This window comes from Nostocoides jenkinsii Ben 74 (genome assembly GCF_001046875.1).
Classification (GTDB): Bacteria; Actinomycetota; Actinomycetes; order Actinomycetales; family Dermatophilaceae; genus Nostocoides_A; species Nostocoides_A jenkinsii.
In genome coordinates this window covers 2,368,898-2,376,476 of record NZ_HF571038.1, presented here as the reverse complement: position 1 = coordinate 2,376,476, position 7,579 = coordinate 2,368,898, and the positions used below count along the sequence as shown (strand labels likewise).

The window sequence follows — 7,579 nt, the reverse complement described above, 5'->3', positions numbered from 1 at the left end:
CGGACGCCGAACCGGCGGCGTCGAACCGCTCCTTGTAGCGACGCACGACGGGCGCCTCCACGGTCGAGCTGGCGCTCTTGACGTATTCGCCCATCTCGTTGAGGCGCTCGAGGAGGACCTTGCTGGTCACTCCCACTTCCTTGGCGAGCGCGCTGACACGGACTTTGGACACAATTCTCCTGTCTCGGGTCCGTGCCGAGACAGGCGCGGACCGCGTTATGGCTGGGTGGAGCTCATTGCTGAGTACTCATCGGAGGCTCATTGCGGAATCCCGCTTTCAGAATCTCGTTGGGCACGGCGGTCGGACATGAAACCCCCGCGAGGTGACTCTCCACCCACGCCAGGACGACGCTCGGCTCGGTCGCACCCTCGATGCGGAGGGCACGGACGAACGCGCGTCGTCTCAGCGCGAGGTCGAAACAGTCACGTGTCGGATGCAGCCAGCAGCCACGACCCGGCAGGTGACGGCGCGGATCGGGCACGAGTGGCGTGACCCCCTCGTGAGCGACCCCCGCGACAACTCGCAGAAGGACCGACCGGCTATCCGTGACACGGCACCCGATGCACGTCCGGATGGGCGTGCTCAAGCCCGCTTCCCGGAGTCCAGCCCGGTCGGCATCAGCCATTCTAGCGGGTCACCCGCGATCGGCTCGCGGCGGTTGCTGCGGGGGCCGCCCGTGGCTGGGCCCGGTGGTGCCGCCAGCGGCCGGTGAGTCGACGTCCGGACGGATGTCGATCCGCCAGCCGGTGAGCTTGGCGGCGAGCCGGGCGTTCTGGCCTTCGCGACCAATGGCCAGCGACAACTGGTAGTCCGGGACGATGACCCGGGCGCTGCGCTCGCTCGGACTCACGATCGTCACCGACTGCACGCGCGCCGGAGACAGTGCCGCGGCGATGAACTCCGCCGGATCCTCCGAGTAGTCGACGATGTCGATCTTCTCGCCGCCGAGCTCGGTCATAACAGCCCGCACCCGGGCCCCCATCGGCCCGATGCACGCGCCCTTGGCGTTGAGCCCGGCCACCTTGGTATGCACGGCCATCTTGGTCCGATGGCCCGCCTCCCGCACGAGTTGGGCAATCTCCACCGCCCCACTCGCCACTTCGGGCACTTCCAGCGCAAACAGCTTGCGCACCAAGTTGGGGTGGGTTCGCGAGAGCTCGATCTGCGGGCCGCGGGGGCCGCGCTTGGTCGCCACCACATAGCAGCGGATGCGGTCGCCGTGCTTGTAGGACTCCCCCGGGACTTGTTCGGCCAGCGGCAGGATGCCCTCGACCGAGCCGAAGCTCACGGTGACATAGCGCGAACTCGCGCTCTGCTGGATCACCCCCGCGACGATGTCGCCCTCACGGCCCTTGAACTCGCCGAAGATCTGCTCGTCCTCGATCTCGCGGAGCCGGTTGACAATCACTTGGCGAGCCGTCGCGGCGGCGACCCGCCCGAAGTCGGTCGGGGTGTCGTCGAATTCCGGACCCAGCTCGATCCGCGGCCGGGCCGGGGCGGCGTCGTCCTCGGGTTCCGACCCGGGCTCCGACCCCGCCTCGGGGCTGACCGGCTCCGGCTCGGCCGGTACCTCGAACTCCTCGCGGGCCCAGATCGTCACGCGGCCGGTCTTCTTGTCCATCTCGGCGCGGGCCACGCGGTAGTGGCCATCGGTACGCTGATAGGCCATCAGCAGCGCGCGCTCGATCGCCTCGACGAGATCGCCCATCGCGATGCCGCGCTCGTGTTCGAGCAGGCGCAGCTGTGCGGGATCGATGTCCATCGTGCTCAGTTCCTCTCGTCGATCTCGGTGTTGTCTGCGTCGGTGTTGTCGGGCTCGATGTCGTCGAGGTCGTCGCCGTCCTTGACCGCGCCGAACTCGACGACGATCTGGGGACGGTCGAGCGCGGCATACGACAGGAGTCGTTCGGTGCCGGCAACGTCGATGACGACGGCGTCGCCTCCGGCCCGAAGGATGCGTCCGGACACCTGCGTGTCCTCGACGCGGCACTGCAGGATGCGTCCGACATTGCGCTGGAACTGGCGCGGCTCGTGCAGCCGTCGCCCGACCCCGGGGGACGAGACTTCGAGGACGTATGGCGCGGCGCCCAGCACGTCGGAGGCGTCCAGCGCGTCGTTGATGCCGCGGCTGACGTCCGCGACGTCGTCCAAGCTCAAGGCGGGGGTCGGGCTGGCGATCCAGCCGTCCTCCCCCAGGTGCGGCCGGTGGTCGACGGTGACCCGGACCAACCGGCGCTTGCCGGCCGCCGACACCTCGACGTCGTCGAGGACTAGCGAGTGCGCAGCGACCACCGGTCCCAGTAGGGCGGCTACCTTCTCCTGCGCGCTCATGCGGAAGTCCTCTCTTGACGTGTGAATCCCCAACTCTAAGCGTCGCCGCGCCGACATTCGTTCCCGCGCTGCTCGCAGCGCCCGGCATGTCATCATCGGCGGGTGCACAGGGGTGTCGGTATGCCGCGGCGTGCCGTCCTCGGGGCGGCCCTCCTCGGCGTGGGCGCCATCGAGCTCACCGGGTGCGGCATTCACTTGGAGGAAGACGCCCCGCACATCCCGCTGGTCCCGACGCGGACCCCGGTGCCCGGCGAGGCGGATCTTCTCGCGCTGATGACGCAGTCGAGTGCCCTCGCCGTGGCGCTGCCCGCAACCGGCGCGCGAGGTGCCGAGTTCGCCGCCCAGCACGTCGAGCAGGCGGCGGTGCTCGACAGCGCGCTGCGTCGGGGCGGGGTGCCCGAGAGCTTGTTGACCGCGCCAGCGGCAGCCGATAGCCGGTCGGTGGGTGATCGCGAGGTCGCTCAGGTCGCCCTGATTCGGTCGCTACTGACGACGGCGGACCCGGCGTTGCTGCCGACCCTGGCCTCCCTCGGCGCAAACCGGGCGGTCGTATGCCGCGTGCTCAAGGCGACGATTCCCCATGCGGACACTCCCTCGCCCTCCGGACCACCGGCAACGGTGCCCTATCTGCTGGCGAGCCGGGCCGCGGCATACGGGATGGAAGTGGTGGCGGCGCGCGCGGCCGGGGACTTCCGCACCCGCGCGATCGACGCCCTAGATGAAATCCGGGCCTTGGCCCTGGAGCAGGAAGTGATCGCGGGCAAGGACGCCCCGCCGGCCATCACGGCATACAGCCTGCCGCTGAGCGCGGACGACGAGGCGAGCGCGCGGCGGCTGGTGGAATACCTCCTCGGCGGGCTCGTTACGGCGTACGCCCAGGCCATCGGGACTGCGGCTGCGGGCACGAAACTCCAGCGCGCTGACGTCCTGTTGGGTGCCGGGTGGCTGGAGGAGGCGGCGTTGTTGGCGGACGCCTGGAAGGTGCCGCTGACCGCTTTCCCGGGGCTCGCCCAGCCCACCGGCTGACGTCTGCGGAATCCCGCGCGGAATCCCCGAGCGTCGTGGCGCGTTGCCCTGGGCATGTTCGGTTCTCGCGCGCGCCAGCCCATGCCCACCGCCGACACTGCCCTCCCGGGCCGCGCCGAGCGACCCTTCGAGGTTCCGGCCGAGCATGAGGTCCTCGGCACTCCGCTGCAGGGGCCGTGGCCGGCGGGGACCGAAGTGCTCTACATCGCGATGGGGTGCTTCTGGGGGTCCGAGCGGATCATGTGGCGGCTCCCTGGGGTGGTGACGACGGCGGTCGGTTACATGGGCGGGTTCACGGCCAATCCGACGTATGAGGAGACCTGCACCGGGCGCACCGGCCACACCGAGGCGGTTCTCGTGGCGTATGACCCGGCGCGGATTCGGCCCGAGGAGATCCTGAAGGCGTTCTGGGAGAACCACGACCCAACGACGCTGAATCGCCAAGGCAATGACGTCGGCACGCAATACCGCTCGGCGATCTACTGGACCACTCCTGGCCAGGAAGCGGCGGTCCGCGCCACGACCGAGGCCTTCCAGGCGGAACTCACCACGCATGGGCACGGGGCGATCACGACGGAGTTCCGCCCGGCCGCTGAGGCCGGGACCTTTTGGTATGCCGAGCCCTACCACCAGCAGTACCTCCACAAGAATCCGGGTGGGTACTGCAATCACGGTCCCAACGGGCTGACGTGTCCGGTTGGGATCGCTGACCTCCCGGCGCAGATCGACGTCCTGCCGCCTCAGTGACATCCGAAGGCGCCGAAGCGGCGTTGGCTGCGGCGGTTGCGGGGCTGCGCGCGCAAGCCGGTTTGTGCGGAAGTTGTCAGCATACGCTGCTGCGGCCGACTCGGCGGGGAACGGTGTACCTGAGGTGCGGACGTGCCGACGAGGACGCGGTTTACGAACGGTACCCGAGGCTACCGAAGGTCACTTGCGCCGGTTATGAGGCGGGTTCTGAGCGAGGGGCGACACCTATCCCACGGTAGTCAAAGGTGACACGATTTCTCACGACGCCCGTGTCGGCTTGTTCCGTCGGGCCCGGGGCCCTAAATTGCCCTGGTCGGGGTTCCTCGCGAGCCACAACCGGAGCCATAAGGTGCCAAATCCATGACGAACGTCCAACCCACCCGTCGCACACTCACCAAGGGCATCGCCTGGAGTGCGCCCGTGATGGCTGCGGCCGCTTCTGCACGCGCGATCGCGGGGTCGTGCCCGCCGGACGGCACGGTCATGGTGCTCTTCTCCAACAACGGCTGCTCGACGGGCAATGTGGACCTCCGCTTCGACGTGAGCAACGGCTGGACCAGCACCGTCACCTTCGCCGCGACCCGGGTGACCTTCTCCGACCGCTCGACCGGCGCCGTGTCCATGTCCCCCGTCGCGGTCGCCGCGGGCGGCAGCACGAATGGCTGGGGCACCGTCTCGCCGCCGGCGGGCACCCACGTGACGCAGGTCGCCTACATCCTCAACGGCTGCACCCTCGGCGGCGAAGCCGGCGGTTGCCGCGCCTAACGCCGTCGAGGTTCGACCGGGCGAAACCCGGTCGAGGGCACGGCATACGGGATGAAAGAATCCCGAACCATGACCACCCCCGCCCCGCAGCCCCCTGCCCTCCCCGAGCGCCCGACGCTCGACGGCCTGGAGGAGAAGTGGGGCGCCGTATGGCGTGAGCAGGGCACCTACGCGTTCGATCGGGACGCCGCCCTCGCCGGCGACCGCGCGAAGGTCTTCTCCATCGACACCCCGCCGCCCACCGCGAGCGGCAGCCTGCACATGGGGCACGTGTTCAGCTACACGCACACCGACTGCATGGCGCGCTACAAGCGGATGGCGGGTTACAACGTCTTTTATCCGATCGGCTGGGACGACAACGGCCTGCCGACCGAGAAGCGCGTGCAGAACTACTACGGCGTGCGCGGCGACGCGTCGCTGCACTATGACGCCGGCTTTGAGCCGCCGCACCGCGGCACCGCGACCTCGACCAAGGCCGCCGACGAGAAGCCGATCAGCCGCCAGAACTTCATCGAGCTCTGCGACGAGCTGACGGTCAAAGACGAGGAAGCCTTCGAATCCCTTTTCCGCAGAATGGGTTTCAGCCTCGACTGGTCGATCAGCTATCGCACGATCGACGACCACTCGCGCGCGACGAGCCAGCAGGCCTTCCTGCGCAATGTCCAGCGCGGCGAGGCCTATCAGTCCGAGGCGCCGGGCCTGTGGGATGTCACCTTCCAGACCGCGGTCGCGCAGGCGGAGCTGGAGGCGCGCGAGTACCCCGGGCACTACCACCGCGTCGCCTTCCACAGCGCCAACGGGCCGGTCTACATCGAGACCACTCGCCCCGAACTGATCCCGAGCGTCGTCGCGCTCATCGCCCACCCCGACGACGAGCGGTATGCCGCCCTCTTCGGCACCACCGTCACCTCACCCCTGTTCGGGGTCGAGATCCCCGTGCTCGCCCACCCCGCCGCCGAGCCGGACAAGGGCGCCGGCATCGCGATGTGCTGCACCTTCGGTGACCTCACCGACGTGATCTGGTGGCGCGAGCTGCAACTCCCGACCCGTTCGATCGTCACCCGCACCGGCCGCCTGCAGCAAGACACCCCGGCCTGGCTCGTGGGCACCCCCGGCGACGCGTTGTATGCCGAGCAGCTCGCCGGCAAGACCGCCTTCAGTGCGCGGGCGGCCATCGTCGAGGCGCTGCGCGAGAGCGGCGATCTCGACGGCGAGCCGACGCCCACCAAGCGGATGGCCAATTTCTATGAGCGCGGCGACAAGCCCCTCGAAATCGTCACCAGCCGTCAGTGGTACATCCGCAATGGCGGCCGCGAGGCCGACCTCAACGCCAAGCTCATCGGCATGGGCCAGACCGTCGCCTTCCACCCGCCCTTCATGCAGGCCCGATACAGCAACTGGGTTGCCGGCCTCAATGGCGACTGGCTGGTCTCGCGCCAACGCTTCTTCGGCGTGCCGATCCCCGTCTGGTACCCCCTCGATAGCGAGGGCGAGCCGGACTACGACCACCCGATCCTGCCCGCCGAGGCCGACCTGCCCGTCGACCCGGCCGCCAACCCGCCGGCGGGATATGCGGAGGAGCAGCGCGGCATACCCGGCGGCTTTGTTGGCGACCCGGACGTGCTCGACACCTGGGCCACATCCTCGCTGAGCCCGCAGATTGCCGCCGGTTGGCGCACCGCCGACGGCACGGGCAGCGACCCGATCTTCGAGAAGGTCTTCCCGATGGACCTGCGCCCGCAGGCGCATGACATCATCCGGACCTGGCTCTTCGCCACCGTCGTTCGCTCGTTCTGGGAGCACGGCACAGCGCCGTGGACCAATGCCGCGATCTCCGGCTTCATCCTCGACCCCGAGCGCAAGAAGATGAGCAAGTCCAAGGGCAATGTCGTCACGCCCGAGGATGTCGTCAAGGAGCACTCCGCCGATGCGGTCCGCTACTGGGCGGCCAGCGGCCGGCTCGGGACGGACGCGGCATACGACATCGGCCAGATGAAGGTCGGCCGGCGACTCGCGATCAAGCTGCTCAACGCGAGCAAGTTCGCCCTTGGCTTCGGCGAACCCGACCTCGCCCCGCGCCAGGGACTGGCGTCCGTGGTCACCGAGCCGCTGGATCGCGCCATGCTCGCCGCGCTCGGCAAGGTCGTTGCCGACGCGACCGTGGGTTTCGAAAACTGGGACTACACCCGCTCGCTCGACACCACCGAAACCTTCTTCTGGACCTTCTGCGATGACTACATCGAGTTGGTCAAGGACCGTGCGCATGCCGGGGATCCGTCGGCGCGCGCCGCGCTGCGGCTGGCGCTCTCGGTGCTGCTGCGCCTGCTCGCGCCCTTCCTGCCGTATGCCACCGAGGAGGTCTGGTCCTGGTGGCAGGAGGGCTCGGTGCACCGCGCCACCTGGCCGAACGCCGAGGAACTCGCGCTCGGCCAGCCGGGCGATCCGGCCGTGTTGAGCACCGTCGGCGCCGCCCTCGGTGCCGTGCGCAAAGCCAAGTCCGAGGCCAAGGTCGGGATGCGAACCGAGGTCGCCAAGATCGTCATCGGCGGGTCCGATGCGGTGATCGCGCAGGTCCGCGCCGGTGAGGGGGACCTGCGAGCCGCGGGCCGCATCTCGGGAGATCTCACGTATGCCGCGGGCGACGACCTCGCGGTCAGCGACGTGGAGTTGGTGGTCGCCGCCGGCTGAGCGGGACCCCCTCCGGCGTAG

At 69.2% G+C, this 7,579-nt stretch carries 8 protein-coding genes; 4 read left to right on the top strand and 4 right to left on the bottom strand.

Going from position 1 to position 7,579, the window contains the following annotated elements:
* From BN13_RS18720 to BN13_RS11275, 4 genes are all read right to left on the bottom strand, one after another.
* Positions 1-172: translation initiation factor IF-2 N-terminal domain-containing protein (locus BN13_RS18720; protein WP_157038719.1), on the bottom strand; the 172-nt coding region annotated here is incomplete at its 3' end.
* A gap of 61 nt (positions 173-233) precedes the next feature.
* Positions 234-626, bottom strand: coding sequence for a YlxR family protein (locus BN13_RS18715; protein ID WP_084733709.1), 393 nt, complete (start codon positions 624-626; stop codon positions 234-236).
* Positions 627-635: 9 nt separating this feature from the next.
* Positions 636-1,763 carry a transcription termination factor NusA gene (gene nusA, locus BN13_RS11280; RefSeq protein ID WP_048546898.1) on the bottom strand — a complete coding sequence of 376 codons (1,128 nt, stop codon included), beginning with the start codon at positions 1,761-1,763 and terminating at the stop codon, positions 636-638.
* A 5-nt stretch (positions 1,764-1,768) separates the two neighbouring features.
* The gene (locus BN13_RS11275) at positions 1,769-2,332 is read right to left on the bottom strand and encodes a ribosome maturation factor RimP (RefSeq protein WP_084733708.1); all 564 of its coding nucleotides are present in this window, start codon (positions 2,330-2,332) and stop codon (positions 1,769-1,771) included.
* 102 nt (positions 2,333-2,434) lie between these two features.
* On the opposite strand from BN13_RS11275, the gene BN13_RS11270 reads away from it, so the two are divergent.
* The 4 genes from BN13_RS11270 (at position 2,435) to valS (ending at position 7,558) form a co-directional block, all read left to right on the top strand.
* Entirely contained in the window at positions 2,435-3,358 is a 924-nt protein-coding gene (locus tag BN13_RS11270; protein ID WP_162199949.1) for a DUF4439 domain-containing protein, read from the top strand.
* An 81-nt stretch (positions 3,359-3,439) separates the two neighbouring features.
* Positions 3,440-4,105 carry a peptide-methionine (S)-S-oxide reductase MsrA gene (gene msrA, locus BN13_RS11265; RefSeq protein WP_235434022.1) on the top strand — a complete coding sequence of 222 codons (666 nt, stop codon included), beginning with the start codon at positions 3,440-3,442 and terminating at the stop codon, positions 4,103-4,105.
* A 360-nt stretch (positions 4,106-4,465) separates the two neighbouring features.
* Positions 4,466-4,870, top strand: a complete 405-nt coding sequence (locus BN13_RS11260; protein WP_048546890.1) for a hypothetical protein — start codon at positions 4,466-4,468, stop codon at positions 4,868-4,870.
* 69 nt (positions 4,871-4,939) lie between these two features.
* Positions 4,940-7,558 (top strand): valine--tRNA ligase, encoded by a 2,619-nt coding sequence (valS, locus tag BN13_RS11255; RefSeq protein WP_048546888.1) that lies wholly within the window; start codon positions 4,940-4,942, stop codon positions 7,556-7,558.
* Positions 7,559-7,579 lie beyond the last annotated feature (21 nt).

Excerpts from the sequence above, each read along its gene's own strand:
- msrA (WP_235434022.1), top strand. The coding sequence starts at position 3,440 with ATGCCCACCGCCGACACTGCCCTCCCGGGCCGCGCCGAGCGACCCTTC.
- BN13_RS11275 (WP_084733708.1), bottom strand. The coding sequence starts at position 2,332 with ATGAGCGCGCAGGAGAAGGTAGCCGCCCTACTGGGACCGGTGGTCGCT.
- BN13_RS18715 (WP_084733709.1), bottom strand. The coding sequence starts at position 626 with ATGGCTGATGCCGACCGGGCTGGACTCCGGGAAGCGGGCTTGAGCACG.
- valS (WP_048546888.1), top strand. The coding sequence starts at position 4,940 with ATGACCACCCCCGCCCCGCAGCCCCCTGCCCTCCCCGAGCGCCCGACG.
- BN13_RS11260 (WP_048546890.1), top strand. The coding sequence starts at position 4,466 with ATGACGAACGTCCAACCCACCCGTCGCACACTCACCAAGGGCATCGCC.
- nusA (WP_048546898.1), bottom strand. The coding sequence starts at position 1,763 with ATGGACATCGATCCCGCACAGCTGCGCCTGCTCGAACACGAGCGCGGC.